Consider the following 18,760-nt stretch of genomic DNA (forward strand, 5'->3'; position numbering starts at 1 on the left):
CGAGCCAGAACTGCACCTGGACCTCCCCGAGCCTGGTGACGGGGACGTCATAGGTCAGTTGCATGGACCGGACGACCTGAACCATCTCGTCGGGAGATCCCGAACCACGACCGAAGGGAAACCCCTTTCGAATCAAGTAACTGTTGAATGCCCGCTCGAAGAGGAAGGGATACTTGTTGTGATGGACCATGCCGTACGCATCAAGGTCTTCAAAGTGCACGGAAACCGTTTCGTAAACACCCACGGGATCCTTACTCTTGGCCGAGGTCATCATGAATCCATTTCTGACGAATCATTCGGTGGATCTGACGCTCAATACGCGCCTCGCTATGGGGGCCCGCGATGCTGTCTCGTCGGCTCCGGTGTCGGCGGCAAGCACCGCAGTTGCCGACGGTACGCGACCACACCGTTCCGCACGTCGTTGCAACGGTACCAGCCGAGAAAACGGTTCATTGAGCCTTTGCATATCCGGTCTGAGCTGGCTTGATACAGCGCCTGCCCTCCCGATCGAATCCTGGGGTCCGTCATCAAACAGACCTTGTCCAGAACACGAATTACGCGAATGTAACCGCCGCTTCGTGGGACTCATCAGCCTTTGAGCCCCTTCGAGCTGGCCACCGATCAGGTGACGGTCCACGAAGCGTTGGTCATCTGTCCTGCCGAACTCGACCTGCCCCCGTGCGCTCGTGGAGTGGGTCACCATGCTCTCGTCACCCGTGAGGATGACCGGCGCTGCGAGCTCCGCCCGTCTCAGCGCGCGATGGTGGCACTGGTGTACCTGCGCGAACACACCACCCTCGCGAAGATCGCTGCCGCGTTCGGGATCAGCGAGTCCACTGCCCACGCCTGCACCAGCGCGGTCATCCACCTGCTCGCCGAACGCGCGCCTGGTCTACTGAAGGTCCTGCGCGAGGCCGATGCGGACTTCGTCCTGCTGGACCGCACGCTCGCCGAGTGCGACCGGGTCGGCGACGGACGGGCCGACTATTCCCACAAGCACCGCCGGCACGGGGTGGACGTGCAGGTGGTCACCGATCCCGGCGGCCAACTGCTGTGGCTCTCACCCGCGTTGCCGGGCCGAGCCACGACCTGACAGCTGCCCGCACCCACCGGATCATCCGCATCTGCGAGCGTCAGGGCGTCCCCATCCTGGCTGATCTCGCCTACCAGGGTGGCGGGGCCCCTGGGTGGGTACCGGCATCAAACGCAGACCCCTGCAGGAACTCACCCTTACCGAGAAGACCGTCAACCGGGCCCTGGCCGCGGCACGGGCACCGGTCGAGGGCGGCGTCGCACGCCTGAAGACCTGGCGGATCTCCCGCAGATCCCGATGCAGCCCATACCGCAGGACGTCAATCGCCAAAGCCGTCCTCACCCTGGAGCGGCAACGCTGAAGAAGCTCAGTGACCCAGATCACTGAATTTCCCACGCGTCGGTCTCGCCCGACCCGCAACCCCGAAGGCCTTCGGACGTCTGTCGGAGTGGATGCGCCTCCAGCAGAGGGCCGCCGCATGGCAAGCCATCCATGACGGACGGTCAGCCCCATTGAGACCGATGATTCGAGGACCGAAAATGTCAGTACGTCACGCCGCTGTCCGCAGTTCCCGTCCGGGCCGGGTTCGCGCCGCGCTGGGCGTCTCAGTCGTGGGCGCCGCGCTGGCCCTCGGTGGAGCCTTCACGGCCCACGCCGACACCACCGCGCCGGATGCCGCCGAAGCCGAGAAGGCGCACTCCACCTCTCCCGTGACGTCCACCTCCACCGGGAAGCACGCCAAGCCCTACGTGTCCGGCTCGGAAACGCCCGCCCTCACCTCGGAGACGGACGTCCCGGAGGACGCCAAGCCGGCCCAACCCCACATCCCCGGGTCGGAGACGGACCTCCCGAACGACGCCAAGCCCGCCCAGCCGGTGCAGCAGCCCGCGACTCCGGCCCACTGACGCTCTCCAGCGTTTCGGCTCGCTGATCGGCTCTGGTCCGGTCGGCGGCACCACGTGAATACACGCTGCGCGGCCCAGGCCCGGCAGCACGGTCTGTCCACCCGGCATCCGGGTGGACAGACCGGTACCGCGACGTCCAGGAGACACGTGAGAACAGCGACGATCCCCACCGCCGCACCGTCGGTCACCTGGTGGCAGAGCCTTCACAGGCTGGTACAGGGCGGACTCGCTCCGCGTTCACTGACACATCAGAAGGACGGCGGGAGAAGGCCGTTCAAAGCCCTGTCCCCCAACACGGCCGCAGTCGGGGACGAGCACGACTTCAGCGAGCTTTACCACCACCGCCGGCTCGCGCTGGTGCGACTGGCACTGCTTTTGGTGGACGACCTCCCGACGGCAGAGGACGTGGTACAGGACGCCTTCACCGCGCTTCTGCGCCGCCACGGCCGTCGGCTCGCGAACCTGGACGACCCCGAGGCGTACTTGCGAACCAGCGTGGTCAACGGGGCTCGCTCCGTTCTGCGTCGACGCCGTACGGCACGCGCCCACATCCCTGAGCGCGAACGCCCCTTCCCGTCCGCCGACCACAGCGTGCTCCTCGCCGAGACCCACCGGGAAGTGATCAACGCGTTGCAGCGCCTCACCCGTCGGCAGCGCGAGGTCCTGGTGCTGCGCTACTGGTCAGACCTCACCGAAGCGCAGATCGCCGATACCCTCGGCGTCTCCCGCGGGACGGTCAAGTCGACCGCCAGCCGTGCTCTGGACACCCTCGGCAGACAACTGGAGGAGATACCTCGATGACCGATCATCCCTCTCAGCCGCGCTCTTGTCCTTCCCGCCGCCGGCACCTTGCAGAGATCCGGCGATGAGCCGCAGCCAGATCCGCCACAAGGCGATCGAGTACCGGCTGCGCGAGGCTCTCGCCGCCCAGGCCGACACCGTCGACTTGGGACACCTGCGACCTGCCCGCCTTCCCGCCAGGCCCAGGCGGTGGTCCCTTCCCCTGCGCCGGACCGCCATCGTGCTGCTGGGTCTGGCTGCGGCTGCCGCGTGCGCCTTGTTCGCCGTCACGAACGGCTCTTCGGACAGCCCGGTCCGTCCGGCCGGCACTCCCCCGCATTCAGTGAACCCGTCCACGTCCCAGGCCCCGGCTTCCCCGGCCACCACGACCGGACAATGACCAGCCTTCACCCCTCTGTGGTGTCCAGCGTCATGGCCGCGAGAAGCGGCGACAGGTCCGCCAACTGCTCGACATTCCACACAAGGGAGAGAATGTCCTTGCGCCGGCTGTCGGAGGCCAGCGGTCGCAGCAGACCGTGGAACTTCTCCTCAAACTGCTGGTCGGTCATCGCGACGCGCGGGCCACCGGGGGCGTCGCGAACCTCCTCCGTCACCACCTCACCCGAAGTGAGCGTGACGGTGATCCGGTTGGGAATGTACTCGGGAAAGATCGCGGTCAGCGCCGGGTCCCCTTCCGCACCGAGATGCGCTTCATCAGGTCGAGAGCCACCGGATCCGCGATGGCCTCATCGCTGTACGAGGCAGTGGTGATCTCGCCGTCCAGCAGCGCCCGGGCCACCGTGTAGGGAAGACTGTGGTCGGCCGTTTCCCGTGTGGCGGGGCGCCATTTGTCGGGATCCTTGCCGAGAAAGGCGTAGCCGACACGAGTGGTGTCGACCTGGACCGAGGCAATCTCCTCGATGTCCGGGATCCTGTCCCGCACGACCAGCGCGGCCCAGACCGCCGTCTGTTTCTCTCCGTTCATCGGCAGCATCTTCGTCAAAGTCCTCGAAACGGCATACGACTGGTTGTCCCGGTTCCCGAACTCACCGACGTCGAGGGAGAAGACACCGGTGATCTGGTTCATGAACCCCATCTCGCCCTCGAAGATGGGCGACGGCCCTGTAAAGCCATGCTGGGCGAGGTGCACGGCGACGATTCCGTTCCGCGCCGCGCTGGGGGCCGAGCAGCCTTTCCACTGGGAGAGGGACCCGGCACGCATCTGCCGCAACGCGATGTGGCCGTTCACCGCGATGTTGATCGCCTCGGTCAGCTGTTATTGCGAGAGCTCCATCAGCCGGCCCGCGGCGACGACCGATGACACAAGCACGTAGTTGACGTGATCCCACCCTCTTGTGTGAGGGCGGCCACGTCCTGGAACCCGCACTGGATCTCGTAGGCCAGCACGATGGCGAGGAGAAGGTCCTCTCCGGATGCCTGCTGGGACTCAGGCGACCGCGAGACATGCTGCGATGTTGTCGCTGGGGTGCCCGACTTCCTTGCCGATGTATCCGTCGTTGAAGTCGAAGTACCGGATCATTGGCGCCGAGCCCGCATCCGATGCTGTCGACGAGGCGCTGTTTGACCGTGTGGAAGGCGGCGGTGCTGAGATCGGAGTAGCGCAGGGACACGGCGTACGAACTGAGGTCTTCAGCCAGGGGCATGGGACTCTCCTGAGTCGTCGGGTGGCGAAGAGTCGTCGCGCTCGGGAGCCGGCAATTTGCTATGGCAGCGCGAGAGATGTGCGAGCTCGGCTGCGGGAGAGAGGGATTCGGGACCGCCGAGCGGCTTCAGGGTGCGATGCCCACGCCCTCGATACGACTCCACGCCTGTTCCTGCGCGGCGGACATGGCGGGCCAGTGGAGGCCGCCGGGCCGGGGGCGGACCTGGGTGGCGAACGGGGCGGGGCGGAACGCCGGATCGTAGAAGCAGCCACCACCGTAGGTGGTGTCGAACGCGCTGCACGAACGTGCGATCGAGCCGGGGGTGGGCTTCCGGCCGGTGCGTGCCCATGTTTCCAGAGCCGCCAGGGAGTTGGCGTACTCGGCGTTGCTGAGCGCGCTGTGATCGCTCTCCCTCGTGAAAGTCTGGACGAGGTTCTCGCTTCGGTCGGCGGCCTGGACCGTGGCGCGATAGGCCGCCTCGTGCTCGACGAAGACCTGTGGGTCGTCGATCGCGTGCAGGGTGAGGACCGGGAGTGCGATCCGTCCGGTGAGGTCGCTGTCGTAGGAGAGGTCGCGGCGCGCGGTGGGGTCGGCCGAGAAGCGCGCCACGCCGGCGTTGAGCGCCTTGTCGTCGTGCGAACCGTCGTAGCGGACCCCACGGTTGCTGAACGGGTTACGGCCGTCGAGCCGGTTGGACACGATGTCCCGGACGAGGAAGGCCGCGTACTGCATGTTCGTGGCCAGGGAGTGTTCCGGGATGCGGGTGACGGCCAGGATGTCGTCGAGGTTGTGCTGCTGTTCCGCGGTCCGGTCGGCCGGGTCGGAGTCGATGCCGGTGCATTCCTGGAGTCGGCCGTGGACCTCGTCGGGTGTCATCGGGGAGTCCGCGGGCAGTCCTTGCCACAGCGGGTACTGCGGTTCGCTGGGACGGGGCAGGTTGCGGCAGTAGTACTGGTAGACGGTCCGCAGGTCCACGCGCGTGTCGTAGCCACGCGAGCCGCCGGCCAGGAAGCCGTTGGTCAGCAGGACTCCGTCGTAAGCACCACGCTTCCCGCCGTAGGTCTCGGTGACCTTGGCGGCGACGTTGCCGCCCCAGGACTGGCCATGAAGGTAGGTGCGGTCGGGGTGGCCGAAGTGGCTGACGAACAGGCGGCGTACGTTCTCCGTGTCGGCGGCGGCCATCCTGACCCCGTAACCGCCGCGCCGGTACGAGGAGCCCACCCAGGCATAGCCCTCGTCGACCATCACCGCCCAGCGTTCCAGGTCCTCGGTGGTCGTGGACTCGTCGTAGGAGAAGTCGGGACCGCCGTGGGCGTGGGCGACGAGGGAGCCGTTCCAGTGCTTCGGGACGGCCATCGTGTAGTACGCGCCGTTGGCGTCCCGGCCGGTGTAGCAGCCGGCCTTCTCCTCCAGACGGCCCGGGCAGGCGGCGGGAGTGGGGCGCGTGGTGTCGACCGGGGCGGCGGGTGCGCTGCCGAGCGTGCCCACGACCGCGGCCGCGACCAGTGCCGTCAGCATTGCCGAACGGCGGCCGCGGGCCCGAGGACGGGTACCGGGTTCGGGCACGGCAGGTGTGTTCAAGGAACTGCTCCTTCAGGTGCTTGTAGGGGGTGGACCGGTGAAGGACCGCGTCCGGCAGGCGCGTTCGGGGTCACCGCCGGGCCGGCGGTGACCCCGGCACCGGCCGTGACCGTCGTCGCGCGCGGGCGCCGCCCTTTCTCCCGGGGGTATCAGGTGACGGGCACGGGCAGAAGCGCCAGCGGCACGTGGTGCTGACCGGAGTGGACGTCACGGTCACGCAGCGACGCCTGGCTGACGGGACGCGGGAATGAGATCTTGACGACGTTCAGCGACGGGATGCGGAACATCTGCACGTCGGCCTCGTCGAGTCCGTAGAGCCGGGCGACCGTGCCCTCGTTGAGGAACGTCTCGTCGGCGGCGATGCGGTAGCCGTCCGCGTCACGCATGAACAGCTCCATGGTGACCCAGAACGGCCCGGCGTTCTTGGACCGGACCTCGTACGCCAGGTCGCCCAGGGTGGTGGGGACGGTCTCAGCCATGGTGGGAGGCCTCCTCGAACTCGGTGCGGAACATGTCGGTGGGGGTGAGGGTGTCGACGACGTGATTGAGCACGAACTCGTACGCCGGACCGCGCTCGACCTCAGCCGGTGAGGTGGCGAACGCCAGGCTCGGCAGGTAGTCCATGTCGGCCGTCGGCAGGTGAAGCATCAAGGGGTTGGCGATCTTCGCGACGGCGGTGGCGGTGCTCTGGTCCGGTGCGTTGACGAGGAGCATGACTCCCACCTCGCGAGGCGGACCCACTGCCGGATCCAGATCCCCGAGGATGGCGTTGTGCCCGTAGAGGCGCAGATCGAAGGCGTACTTTTCGTCGCCGAGGCCGATCGTCTGCTCCACCCGCTGCCTGATCATCGTGCGCATGAGATCGGCCCAGTCGTCGATGTTCGCAAGGATGTGCTGATCACGGATCGCGCTGAACGACATCGTCTCGTAGCCGGTGATCCGGGCGCCTTCGAGCTTGATGGTGTGCTGGTCGGCGACATGGAACTGCGAACCCTCGACCCGCACGGTGCGGTCGTCCAGGGCGGTGTAGACGGCCTCACGGACGTCCAGGGTGCCGTCCGGCTCGCGCATCTGGAACGGGTCCACCGTCTCGTAGAGCATGTGGGCGGCGACCAGGATCGGTGTGCAGGCGACCGTCGGATCGAGCGGCTCGATGGTGAAGCCGTCGGCGTCGATGGTGGCCAGCACCCCACCCGCGCGCGGATTGCTGGTGCACTGCCCGCCACACTCGATGATCTTGGCGGCGTGCCATGTCGGCCCGGCCGGCATCCCCTTCATCAGCGGATGGGCGGCGGCTATGGCGGTATCCGTGGCGCGGCCGGCAAGCACGACCTGCGCACCGGCCTCGAGCGCGGCGACGATCGGCTCGTGCCCCATCGCGCCCACGATGTGTGCGCAGCTCTGCAACGTCTTCGGCTCCAGTTCGCCCAGCGGAGGCAGGGCATGGATCCGGCCCTCGTCCAGGCACGTCAGGAGCGCGCCGGTCGCCTGCTCGCTGTAGATGCGCGCCACCCGCAGCCGGAGTCCCTCGGCCGCCAGGATGTCGGCGACGATGCCGGCGACCCAGTCGACACCGGAGTCGGTTCCGCTCGTGCCGCACGAACCCACGATCAGTGGGATACCGGCGCTTGCCGCCGCCGTCAGCAGGACCCGCAGGTCACGGGCGACCGCGGCACGGGTGGTCTTGGGCTGCGACGCGCCGAGATAGTAGGGACCGGAGTCGGTACTGCCCCCGTCGACGGAGATGACATCAGCGCCGAGCGCCAGACCTCGCTCGATCGTGGCCTCGGGAAAGCCGGCTCCGAGCATGCCGGTCGGTGCCAGGACCTTGACCTGGTCAACCCGTTCGTTTTCCATGTTCCTCCTTCTTGTCGGTGCCGGGCACGTGGCGGGCGGGTGTCACCCGTCGACCCGGGCAGTGGGGGCGTGGGGCAGCAGGTGGGCGTTCACCGCGAACCGGGGGCGGCCCGCGAGGGCGGCCACCACCTCGGCCGCACCCTCAAGGCCGGCGACCGCACGGGCTTCGGCCGTCTGGCCCGCGAGGTGGGAGAAGACGACGATTCCCTCTACGTCCCGCAGCGGGCTGTCGGCCGGGAGCGGCTCCTCGCTCACCACGTCGAGCGCAGCCGCGGCAATCTCGCCGGTGCGCACGGCGTCGGCAAGGGCCTGTTCGTCGACGACGGCCCCCCGCGCGGTGTTGACCAGCACCGCCGTCGGCTTCATCCGCCGGAAGGCGGCAGCGTCCAGGAGACCGCGTGTGCGGTCCGTCAGCGCGGTGTGCACCGATACGTAGTCGGATGCCGCCAGCAGCTCGGGGAGCGCGACGAACCGCACCCACGGGTCCGACCGTTCGTCCTCCGGCACACCGGTCGTGCAGAGCACCTCCATACCGAAGGCCCGCGCCAGCGGCACCACGGCGCGCGCTGCCGCCCCGTATCCGATCAGGCCGAGCGTCGACCCACGCAACTCGCGACCGTCCTGCCTCGGCCACTGGCCGGCAGCGACGCCCACCGCGCTCTGCACCAGTCGCCTCGCGGCGGCCAGCAGCAGACCGAGGGTGTACTCGGCCACGGCGTTCGCGTTGATTCCCGGCAGGTTGCTCACCGTGATGCCGAGCTTGCCCGCGGCGACGATGTCGATCGAGTCGTAGCCGACGCCGGTGCGCACGATGGCGCGCAGGCGGGGAACCTCGGAGAGGACCTGGGCGGTCAGGGGATCATGGCCGACGAGCGCCGCGTCGATCCCGTCGAGGGCGGCGACGAGTTGCTCGGGACCGCGTCGGCCGACCAGCGGGGCGTGGACCGTCGTGTGGCCGTGCGCCCGGAGATAGTCATCGACCTCGTCGTCGGGCCGTAGGTAGTCCGTGGTGATCAGAATGCGGGGCACGGTTCCTCGTCTCTGGCTGCGTCCGGCGCCGGCCTCACGCCGCGGGGATGGGCTGGTTACTTGGCGAGGGTCAGGGCGGTGCGCCGCTGAAGCACACCGATCCTGGCTACGACGATGACCGACAACGAGGTGACTACGGCGATGTCGATGAGCATCAGGGGCCATCCGGTGATGTCGACCATGCCGCCGACCACCGCCGGGCCCAGGAAGCCGCCCCCGGCCCAGCCGACGGTGTACATACCGGCGTAGGTCCCGAAGACCCGTGCCGAGGGTGCGAGGTTCCACAGGACGACCACCGCGTTGACCAGGAAACAGGTCGCGCCGGCCGCCGCGAGGCACAGGGCCACGGTGGCCCCCATCGGGGTCTGGATGAGCGTGCCCAGCACCATGGCGCCGGCGAAGACCGACATGCCCACGGCCATGACCCGGAGCCGTCCGTAACGCTCGGCGAGCACGGCTGCCGGGTAGGCCGCCAGGATGAAGGCGATACCGCTGGGCAGGGTGAGACCGCCGGCGGCTCCCCGTGGCATGTCCAGGGCTTCCATCCCGTACGGCGTCATCAACGACCGGGACGCGGCCCATGCACTGCCGAAGAGAAGAATCGCGAGGAGCAGCAGGAGTCGGCTGCGATCAGCGTCCTTGAGGATCTCGATGAAGGTGTCCCGGACCCGTGGCTCGGTGCGCTCGGCACTGTGCTCCTCCTCGCTCTCGGCCACCGCTGCCTGGTAGGCCGGGGACCGGTTGTCGCGCACGGTGGCCGCCAGCACCCCGATCGAGATCAGCATGATGATCGCGGGGATCGCGAACGCGAGGCTCAGATGGTTGTCGACCAGGAAGATGCTGATGAGCGCGGCGACGATGGCCGTGATACTTGAGGCGATCTTGACTACAGCGTTGGCCCGGCTTCGTCGCTCGGGTGCGATGAAGTCCGGTACGAGCGCCTCGGCGATCGGCTTGAAGGTGTTGGCGACGAGCGCGTACGAGAACAGCACCACGATCAACAGCGGCAAGGACGCCGCGCTGTGCGGGATGAGGATGAACAGCGCGGCGGCGATCGGCATCCCGACCACCAGGTAAGGCATCCGCCGGCCCCAGGAGGTCCTCGTCCGGTCGGACCGGTTACCGATCCACGGCTGGATGAAGATGCCGAGCAGGTTGTCCATGCCCATCAGGAGACCCACGACGGCCGTGCTGGTGAGATGCTCCCGCAGGAGCGGCGGTACCTGAGATTCGTAGAAGTTCCAGGTCGCCTCCTGTGCGAAGACCGCGAGAGCGACCAGGAACGTGATGCGCCGGGTACGGGTGCGCTGCCCTACCTGCCCTACTGACACCGTCGTCATGAGGGTCGTCCCTTCGCGCCGCCACCATATCGGGCAGCTGCTGGATAGGTTGTCGGTGTTGGCGTGGGGGGTGAGAGACAGTTCTCCCGCGGCGTGCGAACCAGGTGCGTCCTGTCCGAGCGGCGCCGGTCCGTTTCTCGCCGCAGTGAGGCAGCCAGTCCTCGGAGAGGTCGCCAAGCGTTCCCCGCCTTCGGCGGCTTCTCGACGCTGCCTTCTTCGGGGACGACCGGGGAGACCGGGTTCAGGCCCGGTCGACCTCGACCACGAGGGTCAGGTCGTCGGTGACCCGGATGCGGCTGTCCGGCCCGAAGGAGCAAGACGATTCGCGTTCCTCGAAGATCGCCGGACCTGCCAGCTCGGTTCCCGGCGTGAGCTCGTAGCCGTTCCATACGGCGGCTTCAAGCAGCCCGTGCCCCGGAAAGTAGACCGACCGGACACTGCGGCTCGCCTCACCTGTTCGCGCATGGCCGCCCTCCGTCGACAACTCATGACCGGGCAGCTGCATGGAAAGCCGCCAGTTCACGACTTCCACGGCCCCGTCGAGGGAACGACCGAACACGGCACGGTACGTGGACTCGAAGGCGGTCCGGATGCGTCCGAGACCGGCTGGGCCGAGGTCCTGATCGGGCACGCTGACCTCGATCTCGAAGCCCTGGCCGAGGTAACGCATGTCGGCCGAGCGGCGGACCCGTACGAGCCGCGGGTCTCCCGGCTGGAGTGTTTCGGTGGCGCGCGACGTCATCTCGTCGTACAGCGCGGTGACCTGGTCCCAGTCGACGTCGGCGAGAGGCGACGGCAGGCTGCGGACCTCGTCGACCGTGGGAGCGGCGGCAAGGAGCCCACAGGCGGACATCACTCCAGCCCGCATCGGTACGATCACTCGGGGGATCTTCAGCGACTTCGCCAGCCCGTAGGCATGGGCGGGTCCGGCTCCGCCGAAGGCCAGCAGCGCGAAGTCGGCGGGGTCCTTGCCCTGCTCGGACAGGTGCATGCGGGCGGCGGCGGCCATGCTTTCGGTGACCACCTCGACAATCCCGGCGGCAGCGTCAGCGGTGTCGAGTCCCAGGGGACCCGCCACCTCACGGGTCAGCGCCTTGTGGGCCTCGCGCGTGCACAGCCTCATCTCGCCGCCGAGGAAGTTCTCCGCGTCGAGATAGCCGAGCAGGAGGTCGGCATCCGTCACGGTGGGGCGCTCGCCTCCACGCCCGTAGGCGACGGGGCCGGGCACCGAACCGGCGCTGCGCGGTCCCACCTTGAGCAGCCCGAGCGCGTCGGGTGCCGCGATCGAGCCGCCTCCCGAACCGATCTCGATCATGTCGACGACGGTCAGGCGCACCGGCAGCCCCGAGCCAGGCTTGAACTTGTCGACCCGCCCCGCCTCGAAGTCGTGCGTGAGCCTGGGCCGGCCCCCCTGGACGACAGCGATCTTCGCCGTCGTACCGCCCATGTCGAACGAGACGACGTCCTGCTCCCCCAGCGTCCGGGCGACTGCGGCGGCGGCGATGGCACCGGCCGCGGGGCCCGACTCGAGCAGCCGTACGGGGAACCGCTTGGCGTCCTCAAGGGTCGTGACACCACCGCCGGAGAGCATGATGCGAAGGGGCGCGTCGATCCCCATGGCGGTCAGGTCGTCACGCAGGTCGTCGAGGTAGCGCGACATCAGGGGCTGCACATACGCGTTCAGGCAGGCGGTGCCGGCCCGCTCGTACTCGCCAAGGACCGGGGCCACGGCGCTGGAGAGCGTGACGGGGAGGTCGGGGTGGGCGCGCGCGACCATGTCCCGCACCCGGTGCTCGTGCCCGGCGTCGCGGTAGGAGTGCATCAGGGCCACGGCCAGTGCCTCGATGCCCTGGTCCACCAGATCCCGCACAACCGCGAGGACGGCACGCTCGTCGAGCGGTTCGAGTTCACTGCCGTCCACGGCGATCCTCCCGGGTACCCCGCGGCGCAGATGGCGCGGCACCAGCGGCTGAGCCGGCCGGGCGAGCAGGTCGGTGGTGTCGAACCTCGTCTCCCGTCCCATTTCGAGGGAGTCGCTGAACCCGCTGGTGGTCAGCAGACCGACTACCGCTCCGGTGCGTTCCAGCAGGGTGTTCGTCACCAACGTGGTGCCGTGCACGATGCCCGCGACGTCTCCGGGGGCCGTGGACGTCTCCTCCAGGAGGCGGGCGATCCCCGCGGTGATGGCCTCGTTGGGAGCGTGGGGCGTGGTGGGCAGCTTCCCGGGCCGGATCAGTCCCCGGCGCGGGTCGTGCAGCAGCAGATCGGTGAACGTTCCGCCGACGTCGACGCCGATCCGGACCGTGCGGCTCATCGACCCACCTCCTCACGTGCGCTTCCGCCCGCGGTCCGGGCTGTGCGCGGGTTCTGCCGACTGGCTGGGACGGTGTAGCCGGCGATCTCGTCGGCGACCAGGAGCTCGGGCTCGCGCTCCTCGGGGCGGCCGAACCCGCCACCGCCTGCGAAGGAGATGACCACGGACGAGCCGGGGGCCAGCTGCGAGATCGACTTCAGTGGGACGCTCTCACCGGAGTCCAGGACTACCTGTGCGGTGGCGCCGGGTTCACCGCCGGCCAGTCCGAGCGCCGGATGCCGCTCGCGGTCTCCGAGCAGCACCATCTGCACCGGTCGGCTCGTCGGGTTGCGGACCTCGATGTCCTGGCCCAGTCCTCCGCGGCGTCGGCCCCGTCCGCCCGATCCGGCACGCAACTCCTTGCGGAGGAAGTGCAACGGAGACGCGGCCTCCAGGACCTCGATGCCGCCACCGCCGGAGTTGGTCGGGAAGGCGGTGGTGGACAGCCCGTCCGACTCCTTGGACGCACCCATGCCCGCGTTGGCGAAGAGCATGAGGCTGAAAGGCCGGCCGGAGTCGTCGACCCCCGCGAAGCGGACCCGCAGGGCGGGGGCACCGCCGCTGTCGGCGATGACACGGTCGGGCAGCACCGGAGCCAGTGCCTGATACACCGCGCAGGACAGGAGGTGGCCGGTGAGGTGCCGTGCCACGACGGGCGCGGGAAATCTCGGGTTGACGATCGTGCCCTCCGGCGCGGAGACCTGGATGGAGCGGTAGGAGCCCCAGTTGGTCCGCGTGGACGGATCCAGCAGGATCTTCAGCGGATACATGGAGTAGGCGCGGGTGTAGTTCAGCGTCGAGTTCGTCGCGAAGGGCACTTGGGGGGAACTGCCGGTGTAGTCGATCTCGACCTCCTCGCCGCGAACGGTCACCGCGCACTCGATGTGCGTGGGGTGGCCTTCGACGCCGTCCGCGTCCAGGGCGGCTCGGTAGACGCCGTCGGGCAGGTCGCGGACGCCCGCCCGCATCGCGGCGTCGGTCACCGCGTGGACCTGGTCCGCGAACGGCTCGAAGTCCGGCTCACGGAAGTCCGTGAGGAACTCCTGGGCGCGTCGGCGGCACACGGCGTGCGCCGCCGACTGCGCCTCCAGGTCACCCCACACCTGGTCCGCCAGTCGTACGTTCGCCAACAGCAGGTCCTTGACCCCCTGCTCGACCCGTCCGGCCCGGAACAGCCGCAGCGGAGGAATCAGGATGCCCTCGCAGAGCAGCTCGGTCGCGCTCATCGAGGGGGTGCCACCGATGTCCGGTGAGTGCGCCACGGTGCCCGCGAACGCGACGAGCCGTTCTCGGTGAAAGACCGGGGAGATCATGGCGATGTCGGGCAGGTGCCCGGTGGCGATCCACGGGTCGTTCGTGATGACGCTGTCGCCGTCCTGCCACTCGTCCGCCGGGAACCGTTCGAGGACCAGCGCGGTCAGCGAACTCATCAGGGCGGCGAAGGCGGGGATGCCGGCCCGTGACTCGGCCATCGTGCGGCCCACGCGGTCCATCAGGACGACGGTGTAGTCGTTCGACTCCCGGATGATCGTGGAGAAGGCCGTGCGCAGCATGGTGGAGGCCGCCTCGTCGGTGGCGGCGGCAAGCCGGTCCCAGCGCACTTCGAGGCCGACCGGGTCGGAGACAGGTCTGATCATGACGCCGCGACCCCCTCTTCGACCGCGCGGCCGGCCAAGTCGCCGGCCGCAGCTCCCCCGCCGTGGCCGACGAGTGACCTCGCGGCGATTCGGGCCGCGATGGCCTTGCCCAGCCCCACCGTGGTCCCCGTGCCCCCGAGGTCGGGGGTGAGCACGTCGGGCTGCTCGTCCAGAACGCTCTCGATCGCGGCCACGACGTGCGCGGCCGCCTCGTGCTCGCCGAGGTGGGTGAGCATCATGGCGCCGCTCCAGATCTGGCCGACAGGGTTGGCGACACCGAGACCGGCGATGTCCGGCGCCGACCCGTGCACCGGCTCGAAGAGGCTGGGGACGGAGCGGTCGGGGTTGATGTTGGCGCTGGGGGCGATGCCGATGGTTCCGGTGCAGGCCGGGCCGAGGTCCGAGAGGATGTCACCGAACAGGTTGCTGGCGACGACCACGTCGTACCGGTCGGGCTGGAGGACGAACTTCGCGGTCAGGATGTCGATGTGGTCCTTGTCGGCGGTCACGTCGGGGTACCGGGCGGCCATCTCGGTCGCGCGCTCGTCCCAGTAGGGCATGGAGATCGAGATCCCGTTGCTCTTCGTCGCCCAGGTCAGGTGCTTGCTCGGGCGGGACGAGGCGAGTTCGAAGGCATAGCGCAGGACCCGGTCGACCCCGGTCCGTGTCATGACCGTCTCCTGGACCACCGTCTCGCGATCGGTGCCCTCGAAGATCCGGCCGCCGATGCTGGAGTACTCGCCCTCGGTGTTCTCTCGCACGACGTAGAAGTCGATGTCGCCCGGCTGATGGTCGCGCAGCGGACTGCGTACGCCGCGCAACAGCCGGACGGGGCGCAGATTGACGTACTGGTCGAAGCCCCGCCGCATCTGGAGCAGGCTGCCCCACAGCGAGACATGGTCCGGGACCACCTCCGGCCATCCGACCGCACCGAAGAAGATCGCGTCGAACTCGCCGAGTACGTCCCGCCAGTTCCCGGGCAGCATCGTGCCGTGGTTCAGCCAGTAGTCCGCGCTGGCGAAGTCGAACTCGGTGACGTCCAGTTCGAACCCGTGCACCTCGGCAGCGGCCCGCAGGCACCTCAGACCCTCCGGGACGACCTCGCGTCCGATCCCGTCGCCCGGAATCGCTGCGATGCGATAACTCTGCGGCACGAATTCACTCCCAGTTCACGGATCGATGCGCATGTCCGGTGGCGAGCACTCTGTCCAGAGGCGTTCCGGTCACGGCGCGACTGGTTCCCACCTTGGCCAGCGGAGACACCCGTTACAAGCCCGTAACCGGCAAGGTACGTTTTCCCCTATGGAAAGCTCCCGGCGCTCTGGTCACCCCTGGTCCAAGAGCCGTTCAGCCGTGGACGACCTGCAGTTCTTCCACGTCGTCGCGTCGAGCGAGACCCTGACGGCCGCGTCGCGAGAACTCGGTTGCTCCCTGCCCGTCGTCAGCAAACGCCTCAGCGCGCTGGAGCGCCGCCTGGACGTCCGGCTCGTCCAGCGCGGCGCCCGCCGACTCGTGCTGACGTCGGAAGGCGAGCTGTACGCGGCGCGCGTCGAGGCGATCCTCGACGAGGTACGCGAGCTCGAGGACACGATCACCGACACAGCAGGGGGGTTGCGCGGGTCCCTGGTCGTCGAAGCCACGCTCGGTCTCGGCCGCGCGCATATCGCGCCGCTGCTCGGCGAGTTCGCCGCGGCCCACCCGGAACTGCACGTTCGGATGCAGACGTCCGCGCTGCCCCTACGGCCCCACCAGCGTGAGTTCGACGTGGCCGTCCACGTGGGCATACCGCCCGACTCCTCGCTGCGCATGCGGCGTCTGGCCAAGAACCGGCGCGTGCCCTGCGCAGCGCCGTCCTACCTCGCCGAGCACGGCACGCCGGCCGACATCGAGGACCTGGCCCACCACAACTGCATCGTGCTGCGGGAGAACGAGAGCGATTTCGCGCTCTGGCGCTTCGGGGACGCGGACCGTCCCCGGCATGTGCGGGTGCACGGCAGCCTGTCCAGTAATGACGGCGACGTGGTGACCGGCTGGGCGCTGGAGGGCCGTGGCGTGATCATGCGTTCGGAATGGCACGTCAGGCCGCATCTGGATCGCGGCGAGCTCGTCCGGGTCCTGCCGCACCTGTCGACACCGGCCGCCGACATCTATGCCCTCCTGGAGGAGGACGGGCATGTCCCGCGACGTGTCAGCGCACTCATCGGCTACCTCGCCGCGCGGCTCCCCCTGCGCCTGGAACAGGCCAAGGACCGGTCCGCGGGCACGCCGAGCGCCGGCTAGTCCCCTGCCTGGTGACCGGCGTACCTGACGGTGCCGGAGCCGAACCGTCAAAAAACCCTCAAGTTCCCCGTGAGACGGCCGTCAAGTCCACTGCGAAGGATGTGGCGAGTCGTCTTCCGAACAGTGAGGGAATCATTGATGGCTACGCTCTTGTACCGACTGGGCGCGTTGGGTGCTCGCCGGTGGCCAAGGATGTTGATCGGGTGGCTCCTCGCCCTCGGTGCGGTGGTCGGTCTGGGGGTTTCCTTCGCCGGCTCCTTCACGGACAGCAGCTCGATTCCCGGCTCATCGGCCCAGACGGCCCTGACCAAGATGGAACGGCACTTCCCCGAGCCGGATGTCCAGTCGGCGCAGATCGCGTTCCAGGCGCCGACCGGCCGCAAGGTGACCGACGCGGATCTGCGTAAGTCCCTCGAGGCCACGCTGGAGGCCACGGGCCGGGTCTCCGGGGTGAGCGAGGTCAGTGACCCGTCCGAGAGCGGCACCGTCTCCGAGGACGGACGCACCGCGGTGGCTCAGGTCACCTTCACCACCAAGGAGCAGGACGACGTGCCGCCCGGCACGTTGGACGCGGTGAAGGCCGCGGGCAACGAGGCCCAGCAGGCAGGGCTGAGGACCATCTACGGCGGTGAGCCGTATGAGTCCTCGCATCCGCCCGTGGGACCCAGTGAGCTGATCGGACTGGGCGTGGCCCTGGTCATCCTGGTGATCACCTTCGGGTCGCTGCTCGCGGCGGGGCTGCCGCTGATCACCGCGGTTCTCGGGATCGTCGGCACGATGGCCGCGATGATCGGTCTGGCCACCGCGTTCGACATCTCCGACAACGCGCCCACCCTGGCGATCATGCTGGGGCTCGCCGTCGGCATCGACTACGCCCGGTTCATCGTCTCCCGCCACCGCGCCCAGCTCGGCACCGGTATGCCGGTGCGGGAGTCCATCGCCACGGCCACCGCCACCGCGGGCAGCGCCGTGATCTTCGCCGGAGCCACGGTCCTCATCGCGCTGTCCGGTCTGGCGGTGGCCGGTGTGCCGATGCTGACCTCCATGGGTCTGGCGTCCGCCGCAGCGGTCGCGGTCGCCGTCATCACGGCGGTGACCCTGCTGCCCGCGCTGATGGGAATGGCCGGCCACCGGCTCATGCCCAAGGCACCCCGGTCCGCGGCCCGGCGCCGCAGGTTCCTGCCGATGGGCCGTAAGCGCGCCATGCGGCAGGCGGCGCACAGCGGCCGGACTGCCACGATGGGTGTGCGCTGGACCCAGGGCGTCCTGCGCCACCCCGTACGCAACCTGATCCTGGGCACGGTCGCGCTGATCGCCCTGGCCGTTCCCGGCATGGAGCTGAAGCTGGCACTCACCGACGAGGGTTCCAGTGCCACGAGCAACCTATGACCAGGGGGCACAGGCCCGAAAACACCATCTGAACAAGCTCGTTGATATTCCTCACGCGAATGTCAACGATGCGTCACGACGCTCCGTCACCACCGAATGTGAGACAGGGCCGTTAGATTTACACTCCCGTCAGCTACCGCGTACTGCCGTCGTCGAGTCCAGCGATGACTCTGATGTCCGCTTCGGACATGCCCAGAACCTTGGCGATCTCCTGGGTGAGCAGCAGCTCCGGATTATGCCTGCCGCTGCGGAGCATGTGGATGGTGGACATCGATCGTGCAGTTTCCCTTGCCATGGCCTTGACCGGAATCCCGCGCAGGTCCATCAACCCGGTGAGCACCCTTGCGAACGGATGTGGCTCCAGCCGCCCAGCAGGGGCAAGGGCAGGACCGAGGACCACGTCGCCGATCTTGGCTTGAAGTCGGATCAGCTGGTCGCCCGCAAACCCGACCTTCGCGACGAAAGGCAGGCTCTCACCACCGCTGGAACCGACCGTGCCCGGCACTGACACCTCGGTGAACCTTGAAGGGTGACCGTGGTGATCACTCTCGATCTCCAGGGGAAGACCCGGCTCGACCTGGCTGACCTTCCAGTCGTGGTTCCACCAGGGAAGTTCCTGCAACACCTCGTTGAAGAAGGGAGGCAGAACGGTGAGATCCACCGGGTCCGGAGGGTTCTCCTGACCTCCCCAGATGACGCCTGGCCAGTACGTCAGTGCCGCGATCACGTCCACCGTCAGCGTGCGGTTGGCAATCTCCATGGCCACACTCTCCCACCGGTCGACAGAGCCATCTCCCCCTGACCAGCCGAACGTTCTCTACCGCGGCACAGTCTCATCAGGGCTGGTCGTCCACGCCAGTCCGGCCCTATCCTTGCGTCCAACCCACGTCCCGAACGCGAGCACGCGCGGCT

16 protein-coding genes and 2 pseudogenes are annotated in these 18,760 nt (G+C 68.5%); 6 read left to right on the forward strand and 12 right to left on the reverse strand.

Features of this window, described 5'->3' with window-relative positions; genetic code table 11:
* Positions 1-274 (reverse strand): annotated as a pseudogene (locus AB0I18_RS40615) (acyl-CoA thioesterase); the annotation flags it as partial.
* A 375-nt stretch (positions 275-649) separates the two neighbouring features.
* Between AB0I18_RS40615 and AB0I18_RS40620 the strand changes: the two are divergent.
* From AB0I18_RS40620 to AB0I18_RS40635, 4 genes and pseudogenes are all read left to right on the forward strand, one after another.
* Positions 650-1,394, forward strand: a pseudogene (locus AB0I18_RS40620) (transposase family protein).
* Positions 1,395-1,572: 178 nt separating this feature from the next.
* Positions 1,573-1,938, forward strand: coding sequence for a hypothetical protein (locus AB0I18_RS40625; protein ID WP_363110776.1), 366 nt, complete (start codon positions 1,573-1,575; stop codon positions 1,936-1,938).
* Between the two features lie 282 nt (positions 1,939-2,220).
* On the forward strand, positions 2,221-2,739 hold the full coding sequence (locus AB0I18_RS40630; RefSeq protein ID WP_363110798.1) for a SigE family RNA polymerase sigma factor: 519 nt from the start codon (positions 2,221-2,223) through the stop codon (positions 2,737-2,739).
* A 64-nt stretch (positions 2,740-2,803) separates the two neighbouring features.
* The gene (locus AB0I18_RS40635) at positions 2,804-3,118 is read left to right on the forward strand and encodes a hypothetical protein (protein WP_363110777.1); all 315 of its coding nucleotides are present in this window, start codon (positions 2,804-2,806) and stop codon (positions 3,116-3,118) included.
* 7 nt (positions 3,119-3,125) lie between these two features.
* On the opposite strand, the gene AB0I18_RS40640 is transcribed toward AB0I18_RS40635, so the two are convergent.
* From AB0I18_RS40640 to AB0I18_RS40685, 10 genes are all read right to left on the reverse strand, one after another.
* Positions 3,126-3,398, reverse strand: a complete 273-nt coding sequence (locus tag AB0I18_RS40640) for a hypothetical protein (RefSeq protein ID WP_363110799.1) — start codon at positions 3,396-3,398, stop codon at positions 3,126-3,128.
* The gene (locus AB0I18_RS40645; RefSeq protein ID WP_363110800.1) at positions 3,395-3,991 is read right to left on the reverse strand and encodes an MmgE/PrpD family protein; all 597 of its coding nucleotides are present in this window, start codon (positions 3,989-3,991) and stop codon (positions 3,395-3,397) included. Before AB0I18_RS40645 ends, AB0I18_RS40640 begins: the two co-directional genes overlap by 4 nt.
* Before the next feature lie 517 nt (positions 3,992-4,508).
* The gene (locus AB0I18_RS40650) at positions 4,509-5,900 is read right to left on the reverse strand and encodes a DUF6351 family protein (RefSeq protein ID WP_363110801.1); all 1,392 of its coding nucleotides are present in this window, start codon (positions 5,898-5,900) and stop codon (positions 4,509-4,511) included.
* Positions 5,901-6,112: 212 nt separating this feature from the next.
* Positions 6,113-6,442: a DUF4387 domain-containing protein gene (locus tag AB0I18_RS40655; protein ID WP_363110778.1), complete on the reverse strand. Its 330-nt coding sequence runs from the start codon at positions 6,440-6,442 to the stop codon at positions 6,113-6,115.
* Positions 6,435-7,820 (reverse strand): acyclic terpene utilization AtuA family protein, encoded by a 1,386-nt coding sequence (locus AB0I18_RS40660; RefSeq protein WP_363110779.1) that lies wholly within the window; start codon positions 7,818-7,820, stop codon positions 6,435-6,437. The genes AB0I18_RS40655 and AB0I18_RS40660 overlap by 8 nt, the downstream gene beginning before the upstream one ends.
* A gap of 42 nt (positions 7,821-7,862) precedes the next feature.
* Positions 7,863-8,849 (reverse strand): phosphoglycerate dehydrogenase, encoded by a 987-nt coding sequence (locus tag AB0I18_RS40665; RefSeq protein ID WP_363110780.1) that lies wholly within the window; start codon positions 8,847-8,849, stop codon positions 7,863-7,865.
* Between the two features lie 56 nt (positions 8,850-8,905).
* Positions 8,906-10,189, reverse strand: a complete 1,284-nt coding sequence (locus AB0I18_RS40670; protein ID WP_363110781.1) for an MFS transporter — start codon at positions 10,187-10,189, stop codon at positions 8,906-8,908.
* A 241-nt stretch (positions 10,190-10,430) separates the two neighbouring features.
* The gene (locus AB0I18_RS40675) at positions 10,431-12,503 is read right to left on the reverse strand and encodes a hydantoinase/oxoprolinase family protein (protein WP_363110782.1); all 2,073 of its coding nucleotides are present in this window, start codon (positions 12,501-12,503) and stop codon (positions 10,431-10,433) included.
* Positions 12,500-14,179, reverse strand: coding sequence for a hydantoinase B/oxoprolinase family protein (locus AB0I18_RS40680; RefSeq protein ID WP_363110783.1), 1,680 nt, complete (start codon positions 14,177-14,179; stop codon positions 12,500-12,502). The genes AB0I18_RS40675 and AB0I18_RS40680 overlap by 4 nt, the downstream gene beginning before the upstream one ends.
* On the reverse strand, positions 14,176-15,333 hold the full coding sequence (locus AB0I18_RS40685; RefSeq protein WP_363110784.1) for a tartrate dehydrogenase: 1,158 nt from the start codon (positions 15,331-15,333) through the stop codon (positions 14,176-14,178). Before AB0I18_RS40685 ends, AB0I18_RS40680 begins: the two co-directional genes overlap by 4 nt.
* A gap of 199 nt (positions 15,334-15,532) precedes the next feature.
* Here AB0I18_RS40685 and AB0I18_RS40690 point away from each other — a divergent pair, with 199 nt between their 5' ends.
* Positions 15,533-16,459, forward strand: a complete 927-nt coding sequence (locus AB0I18_RS40690; protein WP_363110785.1) for a LysR family transcriptional regulator — start codon at positions 15,533-15,535, stop codon at positions 16,457-16,459.
* Positions 16,460-16,651: 192 nt separating this feature from the next.
* Complete coding sequence (locus AB0I18_RS40695; RefSeq protein ID WP_363110786.1) at positions 16,652-17,848, forward strand: MMPL family transporter; 1,197 nt, start codon at positions 16,652-16,654, stop codon at positions 17,846-17,848.
* Between the two features lie 133 nt (positions 17,849-17,981).
* On the opposite strand, the gene AB0I18_RS40700 is transcribed toward AB0I18_RS40695, so the two are convergent.
* Positions 17,982-18,608, reverse strand: a complete 627-nt coding sequence (locus AB0I18_RS40700) for a helix-turn-helix transcriptional regulator (RefSeq protein WP_363110787.1) — start codon at positions 18,606-18,608, stop codon at positions 17,982-17,984.
* Between the last annotated feature and the right edge of the window lie 152 nt (positions 18,609-18,760).

The sequence above is a fragment of the Streptomyces sp. NPDC050704 genome, assembly GCF_040654355.1.
Lineage (GTDB): Bacteria > Actinomycetota > Actinomycetes > Streptomycetales > Streptomycetaceae > Streptomyces.